Source organism: Thiofilum flexile DSM 14609 (genome assembly GCF_000380185.1).
GTDB lineage: Bacteria > Pseudomonadota > Gammaproteobacteria > Thiotrichales > Thiotrichaceae > Thiofilum > Thiofilum flexile.
The window spans coordinates 23,675-50,404 of the sequence record NZ_KB904752.1 but is presented as its reverse complement, the minus strand read 5'-3'; the positions used below and the strand labels follow the sequence as shown (position 1 = coordinate 50,404).

Annotated in this window: 15 protein-coding genes and 1 riboswitch; of the genes, 9 read left to right on the top strand and 6 right to left on the bottom strand. The window is 44.4% G+C overall.

The window, feature by feature from the left end; genetic code table 11:
* The first annotated feature begins 136 nt into the window (after positions 1-136).
* The 3 genes from A3IK_RS0104590 to A3IK_RS0104580 all read left to right on the top strand — a co-directional run bounded on the left by A3IK_RS0104590 (position 137) and on the right by A3IK_RS0104580 (position 2,722).
* Positions 137-1,291, top strand: a complete 1,155-nt coding sequence (locus tag A3IK_RS0104590; RefSeq protein WP_020558804.1) for a pyridoxal phosphate-dependent aminotransferase — start codon at positions 137-139, stop codon at positions 1,289-1,291.
* A gap of 11 nt (positions 1,292-1,302) precedes the next feature.
* Positions 1,303-2,079, top strand: coding sequence for an amidohydrolase (locus A3IK_RS0104585; protein WP_020558803.1), 777 nt, complete (start codon positions 1,303-1,305; stop codon positions 2,077-2,079).
* 64 nt (positions 2,080-2,143) lie between these two features.
* Positions 2,144-2,722 (top strand): Uma2 family endonuclease, encoded by a 579-nt coding sequence (locus A3IK_RS0104580; RefSeq protein ID WP_020558802.1) that lies wholly within the window; start codon positions 2,144-2,146, stop codon positions 2,720-2,722.
* Between the two features lie 18 nt (positions 2,723-2,740).
* Here the strand turns inward: A3IK_RS0104580 and A3IK_RS0104575 are convergent, their stop codons facing one another.
* Both A3IK_RS0104575 and xdhA read right to left on the bottom strand, forming a co-directional pair.
* Positions 2,741-4,237 carry a B12-binding domain-containing radical SAM protein gene (locus A3IK_RS0104575; RefSeq protein ID WP_020558801.1) on the bottom strand — a complete coding sequence of 499 codons (1,497 nt, stop codon included), beginning with the start codon at positions 4,235-4,237 and terminating at the stop codon, positions 2,741-2,743.
* Between the two features lie 259 nt (positions 4,238-4,496).
* Positions 4,497-5,912 carry a xanthine dehydrogenase small subunit gene (gene xdhA / locus A3IK_RS0104570; protein ID WP_020558800.1) on the bottom strand — a complete coding sequence of 472 codons (1,416 nt, stop codon included), beginning with the start codon at positions 5,910-5,912 and terminating at the stop codon, positions 4,497-4,499.
* Between the two features lie 163 nt (positions 5,913-6,075).
* On the opposite strand from xdhA, the gene A3IK_RS0104565 reads away from it, so the two are divergent.
* From A3IK_RS0104565 to A3IK_RS0104540, 6 genes are all read left to right on the top strand, one after another.
* Entirely contained in the window at positions 6,076-6,645 is a 570-nt protein-coding gene (locus A3IK_RS0104565; protein WP_020558799.1) for a Uma2 family endonuclease, read from the top strand.
* A 55-nt stretch (positions 6,646-6,700) separates the two neighbouring features.
* Positions 6,701-6,955: a UPF0175 family protein gene (locus A3IK_RS0104560; protein WP_020558798.1), complete on the top strand. Its 255-nt coding sequence runs from the start codon at positions 6,701-6,703 to the stop codon at positions 6,953-6,955.
* Positions 6,956-7,134: 179 nt separating this feature from the next.
* Positions 7,135-8,646, top strand: coding sequence for a PcfJ domain-containing protein (locus A3IK_RS0104555; protein WP_020558797.1), 1,512 nt, complete (start codon positions 7,135-7,137; stop codon positions 8,644-8,646).
* A gap of 125 nt (positions 8,647-8,771) precedes the next feature.
* On the top strand, positions 8,772-10,301 hold the full coding sequence (locus A3IK_RS0104550; RefSeq protein WP_020558796.1) for an ABC transporter ATP-binding protein: 1,530 nt from the start codon (positions 8,772-8,774) through the stop codon (positions 10,299-10,301).
* Positions 10,298-11,380: an ABC transporter permease gene (locus A3IK_RS0104545; RefSeq protein ID WP_020558795.1), complete on the top strand. Its 1,083-nt coding sequence runs from the start codon at positions 10,298-10,300 to the stop codon at positions 11,378-11,380. The genes A3IK_RS0104550 and A3IK_RS0104545 overlap by 4 nt, the downstream gene beginning before the upstream one ends.
* Positions 11,380-12,312, top strand: a complete 933-nt coding sequence (locus A3IK_RS0104540) for an ABC transporter permease (RefSeq protein ID WP_020558794.1) — start codon at positions 11,380-11,382, stop codon at positions 12,310-12,312. The genes A3IK_RS0104545 and A3IK_RS0104540 overlap by 1 nt, the downstream gene beginning before the upstream one ends.
* 83 nt (positions 12,313-12,395) lie before the next feature.
* Here A3IK_RS0104540 and A3IK_RS0104535 read toward each other — a convergent pair whose 3' ends face one another.
* The 4 genes from A3IK_RS0104535 to A3IK_RS0104520 form a co-directional block, all read right to left on the bottom strand.
* A complete protein-coding gene (locus tag A3IK_RS0104535) occupies positions 12,396-16,862 on the bottom strand; it encodes a beta strand repeat-containing protein (protein ID WP_020558793.1) in 4,467 nt (1,488 codons plus the stop codon).
* A gap of 341 nt (positions 16,863-17,203) precedes the next feature.
* A complete protein-coding gene (locus A3IK_RS20155; RefSeq protein ID WP_083915663.1) occupies positions 17,204-23,485 on the bottom strand; it encodes a cadherin domain-containing protein in 6,282 nt (2,093 codons plus the stop codon).
* Positions 23,486-23,717: 232 nt separating this feature from the next.
* Positions 23,718-24,323, bottom strand: a complete 606-nt coding sequence (cobO, locus tag A3IK_RS0104525) for a cob(I)yrinic acid a,c-diamide adenosyltransferase (protein WP_020558791.1) — start codon at positions 24,321-24,323, stop codon at positions 23,718-23,720.
* A gap of 27 nt (positions 24,324-24,350) precedes the next feature.
* The gene (locus A3IK_RS0104520; RefSeq protein ID WP_020558790.1) at positions 24,351-26,201 is read right to left on the bottom strand and encodes a TonB-dependent receptor domain-containing protein; all 1,851 of its coding nucleotides are present in this window, start codon (positions 26,199-26,201) and stop codon (positions 24,351-24,353) included.
* A gap of 64 nt (positions 26,202-26,265) precedes the next feature.
* Positions 26,266-26,504: riboswitch (cobalamin riboswitch) on the bottom strand.
* Positions 26,505-26,730: the final 226 nt, after the last annotated feature.

Genomic DNA, 26,730 nt, shown 5'->3' with positions numbered 1-26,730 from the left:
TTTTGATCCAATAGTGAAATATTGCCCTGCAGCATTGTCGACACTTACCCATCCAAGCAAACAAATCCCGTCGCCTAGTTCGCTTATTAATGACTCATGTTAGACTAGCCCTCTCATTGACTAAACGTGCTCGACTATGAACTATCCCGCTTCTAAATTACCGCATATTAGTACAACGATTTTTACCGTCATGTCGCAATTAGCGGCTGATTTTAAAGCGGTGAACCTGTCCCAAGGCTTTCCTGACTTTGATGGCCCCTCGCTCTTACTAGAAGGTGTGGGCAAATATATCGCCCAAGGTTTAAATCAATACGCACCGATGGCAGGCATTCCCGCGCTACGTGAGCAAATCGCCCTGAAAGTGCAGCATTTATACGCTAATCCCGTCTCCCCTGATGAAGTCACCATCACCTCAGGCGCTACCGAAGCCCTGTTTAATGCCATTAGTGCCGTAGTGCGACAGGGGGATGAAGTGATTATCTTTGATCCCGCCTATGATAGTTATGAGCCTGCGATTACCTTAAATGGGGGTAAAGCGGTGCGCTTAAACTTATTACCGCCCACCTTTAAAATCGATTGGCAGCAACTCAAAGACTCCATTAATGCTAAAACGCGTTTAATTATTATTAATACCCCGCATAATCCTACCGGCACCGTTTTAGATAAGCATGATTTAAATCAATTAGCCGAATTAGTGCGCGATACGAATATTCTCATCGTGTCGGATGAAGTCTATGAGCATATTATTTTTGATGGTTTAGCGCATGCGAGTATTCATCGCCACCCCGAATTATACGCTCGTAGTTTTGTGATTTCTTCCTTTGGTAAAACCTACCATACCACGGGCTGGAAGATAGGCTATTGCGTAGCGCCCCCTGCTTTAACCCAAGAATTCCGTAAAATTCATCAATATGTGACGTTTACTACTAGCACACCTATGCAATATGCCTTAGTCGATGTGATGCGAGATAACCCTCAGCATGTGGAGCAATTACCCGCTTTTTATCAAACTAAACGTGATGAGTTTAGCCAGTTAATGCAAGAGACACGCTTTAAACTCTTACCTAGCAGTGGAACCTATTTTCAATTAGCCGATTATACCGGCCTTAGCCAACTAAACGATGTGGCCTTTTGCCGCTGGTTAACCACGGATATTGGCGTTGCCGCGATTCCCGTTTCGGTATTTTATGAAAACCCGCCTGCTGATATGAAACTTATCCGCTTTTGTTTTGCTAAAAATAGTATGACGTTAAAACATGGCACTGCACGTTTACGCAGTTTGAATATTTAAAGGGGATTAATATGAATGAGCTACGTATTACCTTAATTCAAGCTAATCTAATTTGGCAAAATCCCGCCGCGAATCGTGACTACTTTAGCAGTACCTTTGCTACCCTTCAGGGTAAAACGGATTTAGTCATATTGCCTGAAATGTTTACCACTGGATTTAGTATGCAGCCCGAATTGCATGCCGAATCCTTTGAGGGTGAAACCATACAGTGGTTAAAACAACAGGCTAGTCTTTTAAAGGCAGCTATTTGTGGTTCGCTTGCCACTCAAATTGAAACCGGTTTTGTAAATCGTTTTACTTTTGTTACCCCAGAGGGCGAGGTGCTGTATTATGATAAACATCACCTCTTTCGGATGAGTCCAGAACCCGAACACTACCAAGCTGGACAAGAGCGTAAAATCTTTACCTATCAAGGTTGGCGTATTCTGCCTCAAGTGTGTTATGACCTACGCTTTCCGGTCTTTATGCGTAATCGTAATGACTATGATTTTGCCATTGTGGTAGCTAACTGGCCTGAACCTCGGCGTATGGCTTGGCGTACCTTGCTGCAAGCCCGCGCGATTGAAAACTTGAGTTATGTTGTGGGGGTTAATCGAGTCGGGCAAGATGGCTCAGGGTTGAACTATACAGGTGATTCATTAGTGGTGAATTTTAAAGGTGAATTACTCCTTGATCAGGCACCGAGTACTCCCTTTGTAGAGACACGCACCTTAAGCCTAGAGGCCTTAAATCAATTTAAGACCCAATTTCCCGCTTGGCGTGATGCGAATGAGTTTGAGCTAAAATAAGGGTGAACACTGTAGCCCATGTTACACTAAGATCCTGTTTTACCTACTTCAAGGTAGTCCCATTATGCCAGTTGCCATACAATCTTATTTAACACCTAGCGCCTATTTAATGCTGGAGCGCCAAAGTACTGAGCGAGCAGAGTTTATTAATGGGCAGATTTACGCTATGGCAGGGGCTAGTCGTGAGCATAATCAATTGGTATTTAATCTAACGGGTTTGCTACATGCGCAATTACGTCAAAAACCTTGCTCCGCCTTTGTAGCCGATATGCGTGTGCGTACCCGCCCGAATGAGGCCTATTTTTATCCTGATCTCACTGTTGCTTGTGGTGAGCTACAATTTGAAGATGAAAAATCAGATACACTTATCAATCCAACGTTGATTATCGAAGTGCTATCACCCTCTACTGAGGGTTATGATCGTGGTGCCAAGTTTGCACATTATCGACGTCTAGCCTCGTTACAGGAATATATATTAGTCGCCCAAGACCGTTTAAGTATTGAGCGCTATGTCAAAACTGAACAAAACCAATGGCTCTTATTTGAGGCCACGGAATGGAATGATGTCATTCCATTAGCCGCTATCGGCTGCACTTTAAGCGTTGTAGAGGTTTACGAAAAAGTCTTCCAAGCCCCCACTTAAAGTTTATTAGCTTGAGACTCACATTAAACCATCAAATTGACGCGCTCCATCGCGTAGCGGTTTACTATTAATCTGGTGAATCAGGGCTAATACTTGTGCTTTAACACGCCGATAGGCCAGAGGCGAGGTTGCGGTATTGTGATAATTAGCACGTGCTAAACGATAATCCCATTGCTGCACTTCCACACCTTTAAAACGCTGCGGACGATGTGTATATAGCCGCTCAAAACGGGTTCCGGGAATCGCTTTAAAACGTGCTGGGCGAACTCGATCTAGTTGGGCATGATGAGCTGCTAAAAAATCACGTGTAGCCTCAATATCTTCTAAGGTTTCGCCGGGATAACCTAGCATCATAGAGCAGCGTACACTCAAACCGGCGGCGTGAGCATCTTGAATAAATTGGGCATTACGTTCCACCGTAGTCCCCTTCCCCATACGCTTTAATACTCGCTGACTACCGCTTTCTAAACCAAAACTAATTCGGGTTAAACCTGCCGCTTTGGCTTGTGTTAGCATTGCCCGGTCTAAACCATGCTCACCTTTACCATCGACATGTACCGTCGCAATCCAACGTCCTCCGGGAACAACAGTTTGAAAGTGCTCAATTAAACCCCGCCATATCACTAAGTCTGAATTGAGTTTTAAATCCAAAAAAATAAAATCTTTAGCTTGATACTGTAAGGCTTGGGTTTTTAATTCCTGTAAAATAGCCATTAAGGGGCGTGAACGAAAGGTGCGCCCATTAGCAGTAATTACATCGCTACAAAAAGTACAAATATTCCAACTACAGCCTCGTCCTGCCATAACAGGCACAATGCGATGGGGATAATACTCCCAAGGAAAATCATTAAAATCTGGGAGTGGTAATTGCTCTAACTGAGTTAAAGGCCTAGCAACTGTATTAACATTCGATAGCGTAGAAAGCCCCTCGCCTTTCCATTCTTGTGCTGGCTTTCCAGTACAGAGATGCTGCACTAAATCCGCCACGACAAAATCTGCCTCACCGGCAAAAACAGCACTAATCCCTTTTAACTGTGACCATTTTTTAATAGTTTCAGCATGCGTAAAAGCAGGTCCTCCTAATAAAACAGGTATGTTAAATAAAGCGGCTTGCTCACCAATCCACTGTACGGTCGGATAATGCTCTAAATACGCAGACAATAAAATAATATCTGGCGGATTTGTTTGTAGGCGCTCACTTAATAAAGATAATGTGGGTTGGTGGGGTTTAAAACTACGCTTAGCATAAAAAGCTCGCAAAGGCTCATGCAATGATTGCATCAAGGGATGGGTAGAAAAATAAACTCTTCGCTTAATATGCTCCCACTTCGTTTCGGCTACTTCATGGGTCATAGCCGGAGCACCTTGTGCAAGCGGTGATAATACTTCTACTTTAAAACCAGCCTGACGCAAAGGTGCTACTAAATAACCAATCGCTAGCGTTGGGTAACGAGCAAAATTATTTAAATCTACTAATAAAACCGAGCTAGATGATGAATTAAGTGTGTCGTTCATAATCGTCCTAATAAAACTTACACTAATTCTTTATAGCACAAAATAAATTTATTTAAATAAGAGTTAACCCATTTATATTAAAAATATACAGCTTAATAGTTAAGCAAAAAGCCTGATAATTACTTGAGACAAAGTAATCGAGTATTTCTTCCGCAGCCGCTATGAATACATCCCTGTACGCTACAAGGCGGCATCCTTGCCGCCAAGACTGCTCCAAAAATACCCGATTACTTTGCTATAACTACTTAGCGCTATTAAACTAAGCAGGTTGATGGACTGAAAGACTCATACGCTCCAATAAATTCTGGGCTACCATCATGCGATACCAACTGCTAGCTCTGACATCACTCATTGGCTTAAAATCGTGAGCGAGTGCTTGCTGGGCAGCTTGGATCGTGGTGTGATCTAAGGGCTTACCGATTAAAGCCTGCTCAGCATTTAAAGCTCTGGCTGGTGTGGCTGCCATACCGCCATAGCCGCTTCTCGCGCACTCAATGACATTATTATTGAGCGTCAAAACCCATGCTGCACATACGGCTGAAATATCATCATCAAAACGCTTAGATACCTTATCCACCATCAACACTTGCTGTGCTTGCAAGCGCGGAATATGCACGGCTGCAATAAACTCACCTTTCTCTAATACGGTTTTGCGGTAGCCGGTAAAGTAATCATTGAGATTCACCAAGCGAATATGCTCCCCCTTTTGTAACTCCACCTCAGCGTTGAGTGCTAATAATACTGGCAAGGTATCACCAATCGGGGAAGCTGTACCAATATTGCCCCCAAAGGTGCCTTGATTACGGATTTGTGTTGAGCCTAAACGCTGCATCATGGCTGCAAAAGCGGGGTAATAGGTGTGTATCACCTCCATACAATCGCTATAGGGTCGCGCAGCACCAATAATGATTTTCTCGGCGAGCACGTCTAGTTGCTGCATATCCTGTACTTGATTCACGCCGATCAAACACGGTAATTCTTTCAGGTTTTGAGTAATCTCTAAGGCTAAATCCGTACTACCCGCGACGAGTCGAGCATCAGGATAGTGCAGGCATAACTCAGCTAGCTCCGCGCGAGTATGAGGTAAAAAGTACTGTTGCTGTTGATAGGATAGGGCTAAGTGTGAGGCGGGCTGAAGCGCTTTTAAGGCTTGACGTGTCGTCTGCGCATTCGCACTAAAGGTATCATCAGTTGCATACTCGCCTAGGGCTTGCGCGGCTTTAATAATCGGCTGATACCCGGTGCAACGACATAAATTGCCCCCAAGAGCTAGATCAATATGCTCATGGCTGGGTTTTGGCTGCTGTTTCCACATAGCAAACAATGACATGACAAAGCCTGGCGTACAAAAGCCACATTGCGAGCCGTGACAATCGACCATCGTTTGCTGGACAGGATGCAGCCTTTCACCCGCGAGACACTCCACGGTGATTAATTGCTTGCCTTGTAGCGCCCCCAATAAGGTAATGCAGCTATTGATCGCTCGATACTGTAATCCAGTTTGTGCCTCATTCAATTCACCCAACACCACGGTACAGGCACCACAATCACCCGAAGCACAGCCTTCTTTAGTGCCGGTCTGCTGCCGATGGAGACGTAAATAATCCAATACGGTGGTATTCGTATCGATCTGCTCTAAGGTTATCAATTGGTCATTGAGTAAAAACTGGATCACAACCTACTCCTTCAATGCTGTCTAGCTGCTTCATGAATAATGACGCAGATACAACCGTTGTGCCAATTAGATTTTGTGCCTTGAACCTCTATACTATTCACTTGAACCCGTTACCTATGACATTCAGTATACTGTTCTTACATCAATCTGAGGGGAATAACCAATGGAAGCCCGTCAATTAGTAACTGTCGCTGACTTTTTACTCGCCACATTGAAGGATGAGCGCATTGAGCTAATTAATGGTGAAATCGTCAAGCGCCCCATGGCACGATTTAACCATGCCTTGGCACAGTCAGGGTTATCGGATGAAATGGCTACCTTTAAACGACGCAAAGATGGTGGCGGGTGGTGGATTGTGACGGAAATTAGTGTGCGATATAACCAACATCACTGCCCCACTCATGATTTAGCCGGTTGGCGTAAAGAGCGTGTTCCGACTCCTCCTGCGGGTGTTATGGAGACTTTACCCGATTGGGTCTGTGAAATTACGTCTCCGGGGCATGAGCATAAGGATTTAGTAACGCACTTAATACGCTTACAAACCTATCAAGTCCCTTATTATTGGATTATTTCCCCAGAAAATAAGACCCTGATTGCTTATGAGCTAGCGGGAGAACATTACCGCGTCGTTTTTTCCAAAGAATGTGAGAATAGCGAAGATTGCCAACGGGTATTTATTCCACCCTTTCAGGAGCAAGGCATTGATTTAGGTTATATTTTTGGGATGAGTTGATTTTCACTGCCAGATATTCAGTCATGCTAAAATAAAGAACTCAAGGAAATCTATTATGCAACTTACACTAAATATTCCCGAAAAATACTTAATCTATCAATCTCCTACCGAGCTAATACACTTACTTAAGCTTAATACTGCCATTGATCTTTATCATCATGGTCGACTCTCTACTGGTGCGGCATTGGAATTTATCGGCGGCAATATGGATCGTTATGAGTTTTTATATGAATGCTGCAAATGGGGAGTTGAACTGCAAACTTATGAGAGTACAGAAGAGTTACAAGCAGAAATTGACTGGCGGCTGTAAACGGAACTTTGTAATGGAAACTCATTTCAGATAGAAATCTATTTTTTATGATAGGATTTTATCATTGTTATATTTTTAAAATTAAAAATACTCAATAAAAACAATAAACTAAAATATACAAGAATATGGCACGTATGTTGCTTTCATACCTATGTTAGTATAAAGCAAAGGGTAAGGCTGTGAAATATCATAAAAACAGTAAAATTATGCACAATAGCCATATAGGACTAAGGTTAAATGATTTTAAAAACGGCTATTTGCGCTGCGTTGATCTAGATCCTCTTTATTACTCGTCTAACAATTATACCCAGCAAGTTAAGCACGATAATGAATGTTTTTATGAAACAATATATGACGATCTCTATGAAAACTGGGACCATCGATCTCCTTATTATTATGATCGGTATTATGATTATGATAATACTGGGTATGAATTGACTCATCAAGTCGATACTAAGTTTGTAAAACCGATACTAAGTGATTTATTAAAAACCCTAAATCCTAGCTTTAAAGACTATACTCATGATGATGAAGATAGTGATTTTATTCAACGCAATGCATACCGATTAGAAATAGAGTTATTTAATCATTGGCAACAAATTGAACAAGAATTTAATCTAGTCTTGGATCTTATTAATGAGAATATTATTGACCCCCATAAGTACCATGCTATTGCTCTATTACTCAATACCAATGTAGTTATAAATTTGCTTTTATTTAGGGATTTTTGGATAAGATCCCCTAATACTTGGCAAGGGAATACATTAGAAAGCTTATTAGATCATGTCTTTGGTCGCTATCCTATACCTGCTTGCTTATATTCTATCTGGTCTAGCGCTTATGACAAAGATATAAATTTTTATTTTTATTGGTTTATTTTATTAGCTCAAGGTGGAAGCTTAACACGCTCAGCTCAATCGTTTAAATGGGCCTTACCCAAACAACTACAGCTTCATTTATTTAAAACACCCTCTAATATTGCCATTGACTCTGTACTATACTATACAAAAATTAAATCATTAGGCGGAAATAATAAAATATTTAGAGCAACGCTGGAATGCTTCCAGTCTGATAATAAAAACTGCATAGTAAATAATGCCTATCTCCACTCCACCTATAATACTGATATTTATGGAAATTTTTGGTGTGAAACAATTAATTGGTTAACACACCATCATTCTAGGCTAACCTATCGTGAAATAGAGCTTATTTTAGACTGGGCGATGCATTTAAACTCAGAAGCTCGTAGATGCAATGCTGATCCCTTTAGTTGGAAAGGGCGTAGCTTAGCCGCCTGTTTAGAGAGAGCTAATAATTATTATGACTCTATCTATAATAGATATACATATAACATTAATTTAAATTGGAAAAAACATAGCTGGGATTGGGAATACTCCACTAATCATAACCAATGGTCTTTTAAGGAGTTGAATAATTCAAACGCGTTACGAGAAGAAGGAGCTGCCCAACGCCATTGTGTAGGAGGCTACGCCTATTCGTGTAAAAACAACTCCTCCGCCATTTTTTCACTACAGAAGAACAATAAACGTCTGATAACAATTGAGGTGCACCCCTATCATAAAAAAATTACTCAAGCTCGAGGATATGCCAATCGCTCTACTACTCCAGAAGAACAAGCGATTATTCGAGCATGGTGCAAAAAATTTCGTTTAGATTGGCTGATCCATTGACTTAGCCCACGTTTATAATACACCTTAACTTCATTCCCCCTTTGGAACCAATCTTGCACATACCCTGATTAGGTTGAGTCTGCTACCATTTGCGCTCTACCCCCTTCATTTATCTGGGAGTCCGCATGACCGCCACCACTGCACGTTTAGAGCTACAGGGTATTCGCAAACAATACCCCGGCACACTCGCTAATGACGATATTCATCTGTCCATCTTACCGGGCGAAATTCATGCACTTTTGGGCGAAAATGGTGCAGGAAAAAGCACCTTGATGAAAATTATCTACGGCGTAGTCAAACCCGACACCGGAGCCATGATTTGGGAAGGCAACCCCATTCAAATACGTGACCCTGCCCAGGCCCGCAGCCTTGGGATTGGCATGGTATTTCAACATTTTTCCTTGTTTGAAACGCTGACCGTGAGTGAAAACATTGCGCTGGCTTTAGGCGATCAGGCCGGTGATATCAAAACCCTACCCGAACGAATTAGCACCATTTCAAAACGCTATGGTATGGCCTTAGAGCCACATCGTCCGGTGCATTCGCTCTCGATTGGCGAACGCCAACGGGTTGAGATTGTGCGCTGCTTAGTCCAAGACATTAAACTGCTGATTCTGGATGAGCCGACCTCGGTACTCACCCCACAAGAAGTCAAAACGCTATTTGTCACCCTGCGCCAATTGGCAAGCGAAGGCTGCAGCATTTTATTCATCAGCCACAAACTCTATGAAGTAAAAGAACTATGCCATAAAGCCACGATCCTACGTGGGGGACGCGTTTCGGGTGAATGTACCCCTGCCGATGAAAGCACCTTAAGCATGGCAAAAATGATGGTGGGTGATGAAACGCCGGTCTCTAATACCTATGAGAAAAAACAAGGCGGTGAGGTCTTTTTAACCCTGCACCAGCTCAATCAAATTTCACATGATCCCTTTGGCACTTCACTAAAAAATATCTCCTTACAGGTGCGCAGTGGCGAGATTGTAGGGATTGCAGGGGTTGCCGGTAATGGGCAAGAAGAGCTATTAGCCGCCTTAAGTGGTGAGACACTCACTCCAACGGCAGACAGTATCCGCTTTCCCACAGGTGCAGTCGGTTCACTCAACCCCACCGAGCGCCGTCAATTAGGCATGGCCTTTGTCCCCGAAGACCGTCTGGGGCGCGGTGCAGTACCCGATATGACTTTGACTGAAAATGGCTTACTCACGGGCTTTCTGCATGGTTTAGTTAAAGGCGGTATGGTGCTCTCTGGTAAAACCAAACACTTTGCCGAACAGATTATTCAAGACTACAAAGTCAAAACCCCGAATGCCCAAGCGCACGCGGCGAGCCTATCAGGGGGTAATCTGCAAAAATTTATTATTGGGCGTGAAATTCTGCAAAACCCTCAGCTATTAGTGGCCTCCCATCCCACTTGGGGCGTGGATATTGGGGCTGCCACTGCGATACACCAAGCCTTGATTCAGTTACGCGATCAAGGGGCTGCGATTTTAGTGATTTCTGAAGATACCGATGAATTATTTCAAATCTCCGATCGCATCGGAGCCATCTTTGATGGACAACTATCCCCTTTTAAACCCACCGCACAAGCGACTATTGATGAAGTAGGACAATGGATGGCAGGAGTCTTTAATACTGAGGAGGCTGCGGCATGATTAAACTACAACCACGCCGTGAGCCATCCGCGCTCATGGTCTATTTATCGCCTGTACTAGCAGGCTTATTGACCTTAATCACTGGGGCGATTCTATTTACCGCTCTTGGCTATAACCCCTTAACCGCCTTGCACACTTTTTTAATAGCCCCACTACAAGACAGCCAAGGGGTCTCTGAATGGTTAGTCAAAGCCTCGCCGATTCTACTGTGCGCCATTGGGCTAGCGGTGGCCTATCGCGCTAATATTTGGAATATCGGTGCCGAGGGGCAACTCCTCATGGGCGCATTAGTAGGCAGTGCGGTTGCATTACAATTCCCAGACAGTGAATCAAAAGCGGTACTGGTATTAGTGCTTATCTGCGGGATATTAGCGGGGATGTTTTGGGCAGGCATTGCGGCCTATCTCAAAACACAATTTAATACCAATGAAATCCTCACCACCATTATGCTCAACTATATTGCCCTGAATTTATTGCAATATGCCGTGCATGGCCCGCTTAAAGACCCAGAAGGTTATAGCTTTCCCGAATCAGCCGCCTTTTCAGCCGGTGCTACCTTACCCACACTCATGGAAGACGGACGCGTCCATATTGGTTTTGGCTTAGCATTAATAGCTGTTTTATTAGTTTGGTTTTTGGTGAGTAAAAGCTTCCTAGGGTTTCAAATGAAAGTTATGGGTATGGAAGCCAAAGCCGCTAAATTTGCTGGATACCCAGAGAAAAGATTGACGTGGTTAGTCTTAATGATCAGTGGTGGTTTGGCAGGCTTGGCGGGAGTCTGTGAAGTGACAGGCCCCATTGGTCAACTGATTCCGAATGTCTCACCCGGCTATGGGTATGCTGCTATTATTGTGGCGTTTTTAGGGCGCTTACACCCCATTGGCATTTTAGCTGCTAGTCTATTAATGGCGCTGATTTATATGGGCGGAGAATTAGCACAAATTAAGCTCAGCACTCCTGCTGCCCTCACCTCCTTATTCCAAGGCATGTTGTTATTTTACTTATTAGCCTGTGATGTCTTGATTCGCTATCGATTCATTAAAACCAAACCCACCACTCTTTCTCAAGGAGCAAACTAATGGACTTTGATCTCAATATGCTGAGTAATTTGCTCTATGCCATGGTACGCACCGGAACCCCTTTATTATTAGTCGCTCTAGGTGAAATGGTCTGTGAAAAAAGTGGCGTACTAAACTTAGGGCAAGAAGGCATGATGCTCATGGGAGCGGTGGCAGGCTTTATTACGGCCTATGCTACGGGTAATTTATTCATTGGTGTTTTACTCGCTATGCTAATGGGTATTTTAATGTCGCTGCTCTTTGGGTTTATCGCCATTACCTTAAATGCCAATCAGGTTGCTACAGGCTTAGCACTAACTATTTTTGGTATTGGCTTATCCGCTTTCATTGGGGCTAGTTATGTAGGCCAGCCCATTAAGGGTTTTGAACCGATTAATGTAGCGGGACTAAGTGATACACCTATTATTGGTAAAATGCTCTTTGGGCAGGATTTATTAGTTTATTTATCCTTTATTATTTTTCTCGGCGTTTATTGGTTCTTTCGTTGGTCACGCCCAGGTCTGATAGTCAAAGCTGTCGGAGAAAATCCTCATGCGGCTGAAGCTGTCGGTTTACCCGTGATTAGAACCCGTTATTTAGCCGTGATGTTTGGCGGGGCGATGGCAGGGTTAGCGGGGGCTTATTTATCACTCGCGTATACCCCGATGTGGGCTGAGAATATGAGTGCTGGGCGGGGTTGGATTGCTTTGGCTTTAGTCGTATTTGCTAGTTGGCAAACCGGACGAATATTATTAGGTGCCTATTTATTTGGTTTAATGAGCATTCTACATTTAGTGGTGCAAGGTTTAGGATTTAATGTTTCACCTAATTTACTAGGCAGTATGCCCTATATTGCTACTATAGTAGTATTAGTATTCTTATCCATGAACCAAAAGCGTATTAAGCTTTACGCGCCGATTTCATTAGGAAAACCCTTCCATCGTTCACGTTAAATAGAACATAACCGAACAAAGTCCCATAAAAAAGCCACCTCAAATTAGAGATGGCTTTTTCTTGTATTATTAATACAAGTGCTTTATTGAGGAATGCCTCCTTGCACTACAAAGTTAGCCGAATAGGTGCTATTGAGTGGGTGCATTAATACATTACCCATCACCAAGTTAGTATCATTACCAGGGCCGGCAAATAGCGTTGAGCCATCCATATCTAAATCGGTGACGCGATAGCCTTCTAGTCTAAAGTTACTATTGAGTAAGGTATTATCTACACTCATTAATACTGACCCCAAAATATCGCTGGTATCATTATTCGGGCCACTCGAAATAACCTGATTAGACTTATTCGCATCCCCTGCCCACATGAGGGCAATACTCCCCACCTGTAATCGAGCCTCCATACCGAATACCATAGTACTAGTTTGAGTAAAATCGACCATGGTTGGAGTAGGACTTAAGGGAAGCGCCGTTGCACTCATCACACCTAGATGGTTACGATGACGGAGCGACACGTAATAGTTACCTGCACTCATACCTGCGAAGGTCAAATCAATACTCCCTGTATCAGGTTTCACGACATCGCCATCTCGTTGTAATAGTGCGGCTTGTTGCGCCAGAATAACCGTAGGATCAGTTGCATCGCGCAATTCCACTAAGACCCAATCCACAACCGCATCGTTACCACTAACCGCCATCAGGGTATTATCAGCTAGCTCCATTCCGCCATAAGCGAAGGGTGCATTAGTATAGGGTTGTGTAGCTGGAATAAGGCTGAGAGTACGTAGGGTATCCTCCATTAATCCAGTCGTGCTATTAAACGGCCCTTGTAGGAATCCGCGTACTTGAATCACGACATCCTCAGCAATATCTGTCACCGTAATGGTTATATCCTGAACATCTGTCCCACCATTACCATCACTTACAGTCACTTGTACTAGATAAGTATTATTAGTATCTGCATCGGTCGGATTTTCAAAGTCAGGTGCAGCATTAAAGGTTAATATCCCAGTAGATGCATCAATACTAAACAATGCGGCATCCGCGCCCCCACTAATGGAGTAAGTTAAAGTATCACCATTTGCATCCGTAGCGGTTACGGTTGTTACACTGGTAGTGTTTTCAGGAATACTCACGCTTGTGGTTGCTCCGCCTCCATCACTGGTAATCACTGGAGCAATATTTTCAGCAGCATCCGTCACAGTAATCGTTATATCCTGAACATCGGTTTCACCATTACCATCATCCACAGTCACTTGCACCTCATATACATTATTACTATCGGCATCGGTCGGTAACTCAAAGTCAGGTGCTGCAATAAAGGTTAACACCCCCGTACTTGCATCGATACTAAATAAGGCCGCATCTGCTCCTCCGGTAATGGAGTAAGTTAAGGTATCACCATTCGCATCAGTGGCTGTAACAGTGGTCGCTACGGTTTGATTCTCAGGCACTGATAGAGCCGCAGTAGCGCCGCCTCCATCACTAGTAATATCAGGAGCTACATTACCTAAACTAGTCACAGTGATATTAGAAAACTCAGAAGTACCTGAAGCGGCAATGGTTGAGGTCGCGGTGATTTTATCCCCTAATACGATATTGCTAGGGGCAGGTATCGTCCATTGGAACACACTCATTCCGGTAGCATTATTGGCATCACTATCGGTCAAGGTGGCACAGTCAATGGCTGTAGTCGGCACTTCCTCGCCTACCCCCTCGACAAAGGTAGCGAGATAACGTTCCCCCTCACCATAATCTAGCGTACGGCCTATTTGATTAGAACCTGCCGCGACACCAGAGCTTGAAGTGGGTGATACATCCGCCTCAAATAGCTCAATGGTAGCTCCCGCAGGCGCACAACCATTTATGGTTAAATTACCACCTAACAAAGCCACCTGTTTAAATTGCGGGAAATTCAGTCCCTCATTGGCTCCGGTACTAAGCGCACTGCCATCATTGAGGGTGACATTATTTTTATCTAAATCAATCCCTAGATTACTATTCGCAAAGATCATATTGCGACTAATAATGTTCATTTTATTATTGGTGCCACTCAGCGACACGCCATCGCCCGTGTTATGGGCAATAATATTCGCATCGGTTGCGCCACTGCCGCCCACGGTGACACTGTTAGTACCCTCTAACCATACCCCAGACATTCCATTACCAAATGCTGTTACTCCATCACCTGCCACACCGATCTTATTATTTATAATTCGACTATTGGTAGCCGTACCTGAAAGCACATGAATACCGGCCTTGGTATTGCCCGAAACAATATTGTTCTCGATCAATAAATTACTGGCGGCGATATCAATATCAATACCATGCTCAAGATTTGGACGAGCCGCCGTACCCGCCGCATTTAAACCCACGATATTATTGGTAATCGTGGTATTGGCACTATTCACAGGATGAATTCCACGGGTTTTATTCGCAGAAATGACGTTATTGTGAATCACATTGCCGGTTAGTGTCCCCACAGACCACGCGCTTTCAATCCCTGATTGAGTATTACCGGCTGCGGTATCCCCATCGGGTAATAGGCCAATATAGTTACCTTCGATGCGGGCAGTAGTGGTCGCGGTAGACGAGCTGTTTTGCAGGAAGATACCAATCGTTTTATTACCAGAGACCACATTACGTGCCCCTACCGTACTCCCCCCAATGGTTACATCGATGGAGTTTTGTACATAAATACCGTGTAAGGTATTCCCCAGTGCTGCTGTACCCGAAGCATCTACCCCAATATAGTTACCCGCGATCGTGGTAATGGTAGAAGCACTATTGCGAATACCGCTGATTTTATTGCCAGTAATAATATTGCGCCCTGAAGGATCCGCATTACCAATATTGGTGGTTTGGGTATCGGCTAAGAAAATACCATTATCGGTATTACCCAATGCAACCGCTCCGGTAATGTCCACCCCGATATAGTTACCATAGATATTGACCCGTTTGGTACCAAAACGAGTATTAATACCATCTCTACCATTCCCCGAAATAATATTGCGCTCGGCTACGGTGAGTCCCCCGATAGTGATATCGGTGGCATTTTGAATATAAATACCATAACCACTATTCGCTAAAGCGGCTGTACCACTAGGATTAGTACCGATCAAGTTACCGGTCACGGTAATATTATTACTTAAATTCTCTAAACGAATACCGCTGGTAACATTAATCCCTACAATAATACTCCCCCCTGAAATCAGGTTATTACGGATCATAATATTGGTGGCGGCTACGGTTGAGGTGGCAACCCCACCATATGTTGCGGCTCCCTCCTGATTATTAGAACGAGCCGACAAGCCATCCGCACTGGTACCAATATAGTTATGATCAATAATGGCATTAGAAGCCCCTTCTAAAAAGGCTCCATTGCGTCCATTACCAGAGATAATATTGCGGTCATCTACCGAGCTACCGCCGAGGATTAAACCACTTAGACCACTCTTAGCATGGATACCGTGTAAGGTATTAGTTAGGAGTGTAGTCCCATCGGCAGCTAACCCTAAATTGCTACAGGTCACGACTAAGCCATCGGCATTCGCTGTCCCTGTAATACCCGACTCCGTAAACTTACCAATCGCAATACCACGCACATGGACATTAGCTGCATCAATGTTTAAACCACTGACCAGACTTCCTGCACTGGTTCCATCTAAGGTCACGGTTAAAGTACGAGTAGCCGCGCTACAGCTCACCCCGTCTTGGGTACTGGCATCGATAGCGGTAGCCGCTCCGGTAATAGTAGGTAAAATACTACTAAGGCTAATGGTATGGGCACCGCTCCCCGGAATCATAAAGATGGAGGTTTCTACCCCCGCCGCTGGATCCGGTGCGCCATCACTGGGATTATCTACTTGATCGAGGCCAGTATTGGCTAAGAGATTGCTATTAAGAATAAATTGCCGTAACGAACCTTGCCCCGCATTATTGGTATTGACGATGGTGCTGAAGTTAAAACCAAAGTCCACGCCGCTAATCGGTGTGGCTCCAACCGTAATGGGTTGTACTGCTTGGGCTTGTCCCCCACCCGATAAAACAAACGTTGTCGTGTTGAGGGTTTCTGTACCACTATTGGCGGCACTATCGGCTACAGCGGGATTGCGCCCCCCCACTTCACTAGTGACATCTGTAGTACCATCAGTGCGGAAGGTCATCACCCCTAGCTCGGCACCCGTTGAACCACTGCGGCTGGCGTTTACTGAATCACTCACAACCCGCACATAGTAATCACCCGGATCTACCGTCGCAAAGTTATAAGCGCCCCCACCGGCGCTGGTTACCGTAGTCACTAGCGTACCAGTAGCATCGTATAACTCAATGGTGGCACCACTGACCCCTAATCCACTGGAAGTGGCTAAGCTGCGTCCGGCTCCCCCACCATAATTGGGATCATCAAAGACCGTTCCACTCAAGGTCGTGGCAGCATAGGCATTGCTGAGGAAAAAGGTAAGCAGCAGTAAGATAAGAAAGGAGGGTTTGAGAGAAAAATGACCCCCACCACCTCTGAAAAAGGGATAGAGAGTATATTTTATAGACATGATATTTTTTACCCAGAGTTATAATTTTAAATTATTTTCATCAGGCTATTTATTTTGATTCTGATATATTTTTAATATAAATATATTAAAACCAAGTGACACTTCTATATTAAATTGCCATATTTAAAACTTATAAGCAAGCTTGTTTTTAATACAGAAAAAAGACTGCTATTAAGCATTAAAATTGCCAGATAAACACTCAAACAAATTAACTTCGGTATTGGTTATATTATTATCAATAAAAATAATATCTCTTACTGTTGATTAGCTAATTATCCAATAAAAAAAGCCACCTCTAATTCAGAGGTGGCTTTTTAGTTTCTCAGAACAGTAACTATTTATTAATTTTGTGGAATACCTCCCTGTATCACGAAATTAGCTGAGTAGGTACTATTCCCTGGGTGCACTAACACATTACCAATCACCAAGTTAGTATCGTTACTAGGGCCGGCAAATAAAGTGGAACCATTCAGATCTAAGTCCGTTACTTGATAGCCATCGAGTCTAAAGTTGCTGTTGAGCAGGGTATTATTCACCGCCATCAACACCACACCTAAGATATCGCTAGTGTCATTATTCGGACCACTTGCAATAACCTGACTCGTCCGATTGGCATCCCCAGCCCACATCAGTGCTAGACCTGCCGCCTGCATGCGCGGATTAGTCCCCATGACTGCTGTACTGAGTTGGATGAAGTCGACCATAGTCGGAGTAGAACTCAACGGCAAGGCACTAGCACTTATAACACCAAGATGATTGCGATGGCGTAAAGATACATAGTAATTCCCTGCACTTATACTAGAGAAGGTTAGGTCTACACTGCCAGTATCTGGCCTTACCACATCGCCATCCCGTTGTAAAAGTGCTGCCTGTTGCGCCAAGATAGTCGTTGGGCTAGCTGCATCGCGCAACTCTACCAATACCCAATCCACTATTGCATCATTACCACTGACCGCCAGCAAAGTATTATCCGCTGACTCTGTTCCGGTATAAGCAAAGGGTGCCATCGTATAAGGCTGTGCACTAGGGATAAGATTGAGTGTGCGTAAACTATCCTCCATTAAGCTAGTAGAACCATTAAACGGCCCTTGCAAGAAACCACGTACTTGCACGACTACCCCAGCAGGTGTACTAGTGATCGTTACACTAATATCTTGCACCGCCGTATTAGCACTACTATCGGTTACGGTGACTTGCACCTCATACACATTATTAGTATCCGCATCCGTTGGAGTAGCAAAGCTTGGTGCTGTAACAAAGCTTAATACACCAGTAGTCGCATCAATCGCAAACTTCGCCGCATCTGCCCCACCACTAATAGAGTAGGTTAAGGTATCAGTCGTATTGGCATCGGTTGCGGTTACGGTAGTCACTGCAGTTTGGTTTTCAACCATTGAGAGTGCCGCTGTAGCACCTCCACCATCGCTGTTAATAACCGGAGGAACATTATTCACACAATCAACTGGGCTACCATAATTAGCGAGGTAATTATTATCAGTAGGTGAACCCCAGCCGGTATTGGTAAATTGATTCCCTGGCACTGAACCGACGGAGTTAGGTTGCGCATTAAACGGATCAGCATCCTCCATTACTGCCACAACCCCCACGCAGGCATTCGGATTAGTAAAGTTAAATACCTCCAACTCTACGCCCGCTTGCCAGTTAAATAGATTCGTACCATTCGGAGTGAAGTTAAAGGATAGGTAATCCGTGCCACTGCTTTCGGTAGGCGCATTTGCCCGTGAATTCATTGCCCATGTCACACCCGGTACAGCCGTTTGCAAATCATTCACCATAAATTGATTAGCACCTACGCCCGTTGGAACGGTGAGCGTAATCTGTCCAGTAAAGCTTAGATTAGGGCCTAATACCGGATCTATAGTCGGACGCATATAGACATGATAACGCCCATCCACAGCACGACGCACGGTATACTCTAGTACCTGTACCGAGACATCCGTCACCGTCACAGTCAAATCCTGCACCGCCGTAGCCTGACCATCCGAAACGCTCACTTGCACCTCGTAAACATTATTGCTATCCGCATCAGTCGGGGTTGTGAAATTAGGAATAGTATTAAAGATTAATACCCCCGTACTTGCGTCAATACCAAACAATGCCGCATCGACGCCCCCACTAATAGAGTAAGTCAAGGTATCAGTAGGATTTGCATCTGTTGCTACTACAGTAGTCACCGTTGCTGTACCCTCAGGAACACTGAGTGCTGCCGTCGCACCGCCTCCATCACTGGTAATTACCGGAGCAATGTTTTCCGCAACATCCGTTACCGTCACAGTGATATCTTGGATATCTGTGCCACCATTGTTATCAGATACAGTCACTTGTACTTCATACGCATTATTGGTATCAGCATCGGTTGGATTTTCAAAGTCCGGTGCGGTAATGAAGGTCAGTACCCCCGTATTTGTATCAATCGCAAACTTAGCCGCATCGGTTCCACCACTAATGGAGTAAGTTAGAGTATCGGTCGGATTCGCATCGGTTGCCGTAACCGTAGTAACTGCCGTTTGATTTTCAGCTACAGATAGAGCAGCGGTAGCAGTTCCGCCATCACTAGTGATATCAGGTGCCACATTTTCCGCAACATCTGTAACAGTGACGGTTATATCCTGAACATCAGTCCCACCATTACCATCAGATACAGTCACTTGTACCAAATAGGTATTATTAGTATCAGCATCGGTCGGATTTTCAAAGTCAGGTGCGGTAGTGAAGGTCAGTACCCCCGTATTTGTATCAATCGCAAACTTAGCCGCATCGGTTCCACCACTAATGGAGTAAGTTAAGGTATCACCATTTGCATCCGTTGCGGCGACAGTAGTCACTGCGGTTTGATTTTCAGCTACAGATAGAGCAGCGGTAGCAGTTCCGCCATCACTAGTGATATCAGGTGCCACATTTTCCGCAACATCGGTTACGGTCACAGTGATATCTTGGATATCTGTACCGCCATTACCATCAGATACAGTCACTTGAACCAGATAGGTATTATTAGTATCAGCATCGGTCGGATTTTCAAAGTCAGGTGCGGTAGTGAAGGTCAGTACCCCCGTATTTGTATCAATCGCAAACTTAGCTGAATCGGCTCCACCAGTAATGGAGTAAGTTAGAGTATCGGTAGGGTTCGCATCGGTTGCGGTTACTGTGGTAACAGCGGTTTGATTTTCAGCAACTGACAAGGCAGCCGTTGCAGTTCCGCCATCACTACTAATCACAGGTGCTACATTTTCGGCAGCATCCGTTACAGTGATAGTGAGGTCTTGAATGGTTGTCCCGCCATTGCCATCGTCTACCGTCACTTGTACTAGATAGGTATTATTCGTATCGGCATCGGTCGGATTTTCAAAGTCTGGAGCAGTAACAAAAGTCAATACGCCAGTAGATGCATTAATAGCAAACTTAGCCGCATCCGCTCCTCCGTTAACAGAGTAAGTCAAAGTATCAGTAGGGTTCGCATCGGTAGCGGTTACTGTAGTCACTGCGGTTTGATTTTCAGCTACAGATAGAGCAGCAGTAGCTCCCCCACCATCACTGGTAATCACCGGAGCGACATTACCTAAAACTACTGATGAAACACTGGAAAACTCTGAAGTCCCAGAGGCCGCAATCGTTGAAGTTGCGGTTAGCTTATCCCCTAATACAACATTGCTAGGAACTGGTATCGTCCATTGGAACACACTCATTCCGGTAGCATTATTCGCATCTGTATCGGTCAATGTTGCGCAGTCAATGGTAGTAGTCGGTGTTTCCTCACCCACACCCTCGACAAAGGTCGCTAAATAACGCTCACCCTCACCATAATCTAGCGTACGCCCTATTTGATTCGAGCCTGCTGCCACGCCAGAGCCAGAAGTCGGTGATACATCGGCCTCAAATAGCTCAATAGTAGCCCCCGCAGGCGCACAACCATTTACGGTTAAATTGCCACCTAATAAGGTAACTTGTTTGAATTGTGGGAAGTTCAAGCCCTCATTGGCTCCGGTGCTGAGCGCACTACCATCATTAAGGGTGACATTATTATCATCTAAATCGATACCTAGGTTTGTATTCGCAAACATGATATTGCGACTAATAATATTCGCCTTGCTACCCGTACCAGTGAGAGATACGGCATCGCCTGTATTATAAGCAATAATATTGGAATCGGTTGCCCCACTGCCGCCCACCGTAATACCCGTAGCGCCGTCGATCAAAATCCCTGAAATACTATTGCCAAAAGCGGTAACACCATCAACACCCACACCAATCCGATTATTAATAATCCGCCCGTTCGTAGCCGTACCCGTGAACACCCGAATACCCGATTTAGTATTCCCTGAAATAACATTGTTCTCGATCAATAAATCACTGGCAGCGATATCAATATCAATCCCATGCTCTATGTTTGGACGGGCAGCCGTACCTGCCGCATTTAAACCGATAATATTATTAGTAATAGTAGTACTGGCACTATTCACAGGGTGAATCCCGCGCGTCTTATTGCCTGAAATAACATTGTTATGAATCACATTGCCGGTTAATGTACCTGCAGACCACGAGCTTTCAATCCCTGACTGAGTATTACCGGCTGCAGTATCCCCATCGGGTAATAGACCAATATAGTTGCCTTCGATGCGGGTAGTAGTAGTAGTGGCAGCGTTAATATTTTGCATGAAAATACCAATCACTTTATTACCAGAGACCACATTGCGTGCCCCTACCGTGCTACCCCCGATGGTCACATCACTGGAATTTTGTACGAAAATACCATGTAAGGTATTACCTGGCGCTGCTGTGCCTGTGGCATCCACCCCGATATAGTTACCCGCGATCGAGGTAATGGTGGAAGCACTATTGCGAATACCGCTGATTTTATTGCCGGTAATAATATTGCGCCCTGAAGGATCAGCATTACCAATATTGGTGGTTTGGGTATCGGCTAAGAAAATACCATTATCCGTATTACCTAGAGCCACTGTGCCGGTAATATCGACACCAATGTAGTTACCATAAATATTCAGGCGTTTGGTGCCAAAACGGGTATTAATACCGTCTTTACCATTCCCCGAAATAATATTGCGTTCCGCCGCCGTGAGTCCCCCGATAGTGATATCGGTGACATTTTGAATATAAATACCATAGCCGGTATTGGCTAAAGCGGCGGTACCGCTAGGATTCGTACCAATTAAATTGCCCGTAATGGTAATATTATTACTTAAATTCTCTAGACGAATACCACTAGTGACATTAACCGGCCCTGTTCCGGTAATAATATCACCACCAGAAATCAGATTATTGCGAATCATGATATTGGTCGCTGCCGCTGCTGATGTGACAATCCCCGCATAAGCAACTCCCTCGCGATTATTAGAACGAGCAGATAACCCATCCGCACTGGTACCAATATAGTTATGATCAATAATGGCATTAGAAGCCCCCTCTAAAAAGGCTCCATTACGGGCATTGCCAGAGATAATATTGCGGTCATCTACCGAGCTACCGCCGAGGATTAAACCACTTAGACCACTCTTCGCATGGATACCGTGTAAGGTATTGGTGAGGAGTGTAGTACCATCCGCCGCTAGACCTAAATTGCTACAGGTCACGACTAAGCCATCACCATTCGCTGTCCCTGTAATGCCCGACTCCGTAAACTTACCAATGGCAATACCACGTACATGGACATTAGCCGCATCAATATTTAAACCACTGACCAGACTTCCTGCACTGGTTCCATCTAAGGTCACGGTTAAAGTACGAGTAGCCGCGCTACAGCTCACTCCATCTTGGGTACTGGCATCGATAGCGGTAGCGGCTCCGGTAATAGTAGGTAAAATACTACTAAGGCTAATGGTATGGGCACCGCTCCCCGGAATCATAAAGATGGAGGTTTCTACCCCCGCTGCTGGATCCGGTGCGCCATCACTAGGATTGTCTACTTGATCTAATCCCGTATTGGCTAAAAGATTACTATTAAGAATAAATTGCCGTAACGAGCCTTGCCCCGCATTATTGGTATTGACGATGGTGCTGAAGTTAAAACCAAAGTCCACGCCGCTAATCGGTGTAGCTCCAACGGTAATGGGTTGTACTGCTTGGGCTTGTCCCCCACCCGATAAAACAAACGTTGTCGTGTTGAGGGTTTCTGTACCACTATTGGCGGCACTATCGGCTACTGCTGGATTACGTCCCCCGACTTCACTGGTAACATCCGTTGTACCATCCGTGCGGAAGGTCATGACTCCTAGCTCTGCCCCCGTTGAACCACTGCGGCTGGAGTTCACGCTATCACTCACAACCCGCACATAGTAATCACCCGGATCTACCGTCGCAAAGTTATAAGCACCTCCGCCAGCGCTGGTTACCGTGGTCACTAACGTACCAGTAGCATCGTATAACTCAATGGTGGCACCACTGACCCCTACTCCACTGGAGGTGGTTAAGCTGCGCCCAGCGCCCCCACCATAATTGGGATCATCAAAGACCGTTCCACTCAGGGTCGTAGCAGCATAGGCATTGCTGAGGGAAAAAGTAAGAAATAGTAACATTATCAGGAAGGGTTTTAGCAACAAACGCCCCCCTCCACCTCTAGATAAGGAATAGAGAGTATACTTTATAGACATAATATTTTTTACCCAGAGTTATAATTTTAAATTATTTTCATTAGGCTATTTATTTTGATTTTCGATATGTTTTTAATATTAATTAATTATTTTGCATTCAAGCTGCACTTTTACTATTAAATTGCCATATTTAAAACTTATAAGCAAGCTTGTTTTTAATGCAGAAAAATCTATCTGGTTCATAAACAAATAAAAAAGCAGAACCGTTGCCACAACAGCCTGTACACTTAGACTACAGATCAATCCCTAACTGAGCCTGTATGCCATCTCGATAAGCATGTTTAATATCCTGTATCTCAGACACCGTATCAGCTAATGCACATAACGCCTCACTTGCCGCTCGTCCGGTCACGATCACATGCTGCATAGGCGGACGGTTAATAAGGTTATTCAACACTACATCACTGTCTAAATACTGATAATTCAGTAGATAAGTCAGCTCATCTAACACCACTACGTGATACGAAGCATCTGTTAGCATCTGCTGTGCTACCCGCCAACCACGCTCAGCCGTAGCAATATCTTGGTTGCGATCCTGTGTATCCCAAGTAAAGCCATCACCCAACACCTGCCAATCGACCTGAGGTTGCCGACTAAAAAACGCCTCCTCCCCTGTATCGGTACGCGCTTTAATAAACTGCGCCACCCCCACCTTCATCCCATGCCCTAAGGCACGGGCGACCATGCCAAAAGCAGAACTCGACTTACCTTTACCATTACCTGTTAATACTATGAGCAAACCTTTTTGCTTAGTAGCACTCGCAATACTGGCATCGATTAAAGCCTTTTTCTTCGCCATACGTTCTTTATGACGATTGTTCAACTCCGTCTCGGACATGATCACCCCTTACCTTAAATGCTAAAATTATTTAGGTGTATAGTTTAAGGTCACTAAGCCATTTCGACCTAGTTGATTATACCCTCGCGCTGTCTCGTAGTGTTTATCCAATACATTACCTATTTTAACGCCTACAGTAACTGCTTTACCAATGGGGTACTGGGCGCGTAAATCCACTGTGGCATACCCACCCAATTTTTGCGTATTCGCAGTATCCTCATAACGCTTGCCAAACGCTTGCAGACTAGCACCGACGGAGCCACGCCCCACACTGCGGTCAAGATCCAATTTCAATTGAGTTTGCGGACGGCGTACAAGCCACTTTCCATCCGTTGAACCGGACGCACTCTTAGGCTGCTGATAAGTCGCACTAATATTACTTTGCCAAGCTCCACGAGATTGATTAAAACCTAACTCTATGCCTTTTATTTTCGCCTTATCCACATTATTCATTGTGCCTAAGCCCGTATTACTATCATATTCATAGTTAATTAGGTCTTTAATATTATTGTGAAAAGCCTGAGCATACCAATTACCATGGGCAAGATTACCTTGTAAGCCTAACTCAATATTACGTGCCTTTTCGGGGTTTAAATTAGGATTGCCACTAAAGCCAAAACTATTAGGAAAATAAAGGTCATTAAAAGTGGGGGCTTTAAAGGCCGTCCCATAGGTTAAAGTCGCTCGTGTATTCGCCGTTAATGCGCGGCCTACTCCGATACTTCCTGTTTTAGCACTGCCAAATTGCTCATTATCATCGTAACGTAATGCTGTATCGAGCTGAGTCTTCCCTAATTTCTTTTGATAGCCTAAAAAATACCCCTGATTATTCCGTTTCGTAACGGTGAAAGCCGTTGTGCTATCAACCTTATCAGTTTGATCGTCTAAACCTAAGGTCAGTTGATCGCGCTCGGTAAGCTGGGAATTAAGCTGCACCGTCGCATTGTTGCGTTGGGTATCAAACCGATTACTAAATACCACTCCTTGAAAGCTATCGCGCTCATCACGAGTTTGGCTTAATTGCAAGGCTAGTTGGGTACGTAAACTGAGGGGCACATTGCCCTTAGCACTCAATACTTGTTGGACAAACTCCTCGCGATCACTCACTGTACCATCAAATTGATTCTCACCTTGCGCTCGTAATGCGCTCATTTCTACGGTAGCACCATTATTAAAGCGATGCCCCGTACGCAGCGACAGATTTTGGCTCTCAAAACCGTCTTTATCAGTTTCAGTATTTGGCGTGCCATCCCAATTTAAGGCCAAGGCATTAATACCATCAGTCTTTTCATAGCCTGCATTAGCATTAAACCAACTACGACCATTGCCGCCTGCCAGATTGACATTCACCTGACGGGTATTGTCTGTACCCACCGCCATACTGGCACTCGGTTTAAATCCCCGCGCACTATCGCGACGGGTAAAAATCTGAATCACCCCCCCAATGGCCTCTGAACCATATAGGCTTGAACGCGGCCCACGCACTACTTCAATACGTTCAATCTGATCTAAGGGTAAAAATTCAAAGGCGGTTAATCCCGTTGTAGCAGAACCCACTTTTGCTCCGTCGACTAACACTAAGACCTGATTCGCATTGCTACCGCGTAGATTAATAGTGGTTAATTTGCCCGCCCCCCCTTGATTGACTACGTTTAAACTTGGTACACGCCGCAGTACATCCACTACATCAGTAACTTGCCAACGTTTAATATCCTCACGGGTAATCACTGTAACAGGCGCTAAGGTGTCTTTAATAGGCTGGGATTTACGCCCAGCGGTAATGACAATCTCTAAGGGCTGATCAGCGGCAAAACTGGGTAAAGTCAGGGGAAATAAAATAATAAAACCGCTCACAGCGGCACTTAAAGGGGTTTTCATAAGGCTATCCAACTACCGCGCCCACCGCGCAGTAACAAGGTAAAAAAAGAACAAGCTCAATAACAGAACTCAAGAATCTTAGGCCGGTATCCGGGCTTATGAGTGGAATAGCTAAATTCCCTATTGCGTCTTCCCATGACTACTCACAGTGACATTGATGCAATAGCGTACTCATTTACCGTTGCGGGGGCAGCGTTGGCTTAATAATAGTGGACTATTACGCACCAACTTCCCGTTTATCGTCTTTCGTGTAAGGATAGGAATGTATCCTCCACTAGACGCACCTAGGAGGCGAGAAAGCTACGTGATTAAAACCAGTGTGTCAATATTGCAACATTAGCCACCACCCTAGCGCTAATATCACACTCATCCCACTCTTCTAATACAAATCTAGTTAAATAGTATTTAACAAAATCCATCCATTTATCTTATTTTTAATAGCCTTAGCTATAAAAGAGTTATCATTTAACGACAAACAGCTATAACGCAAAAATTATAACCAGCTCAGGCTAATTACCTCATTAACAGG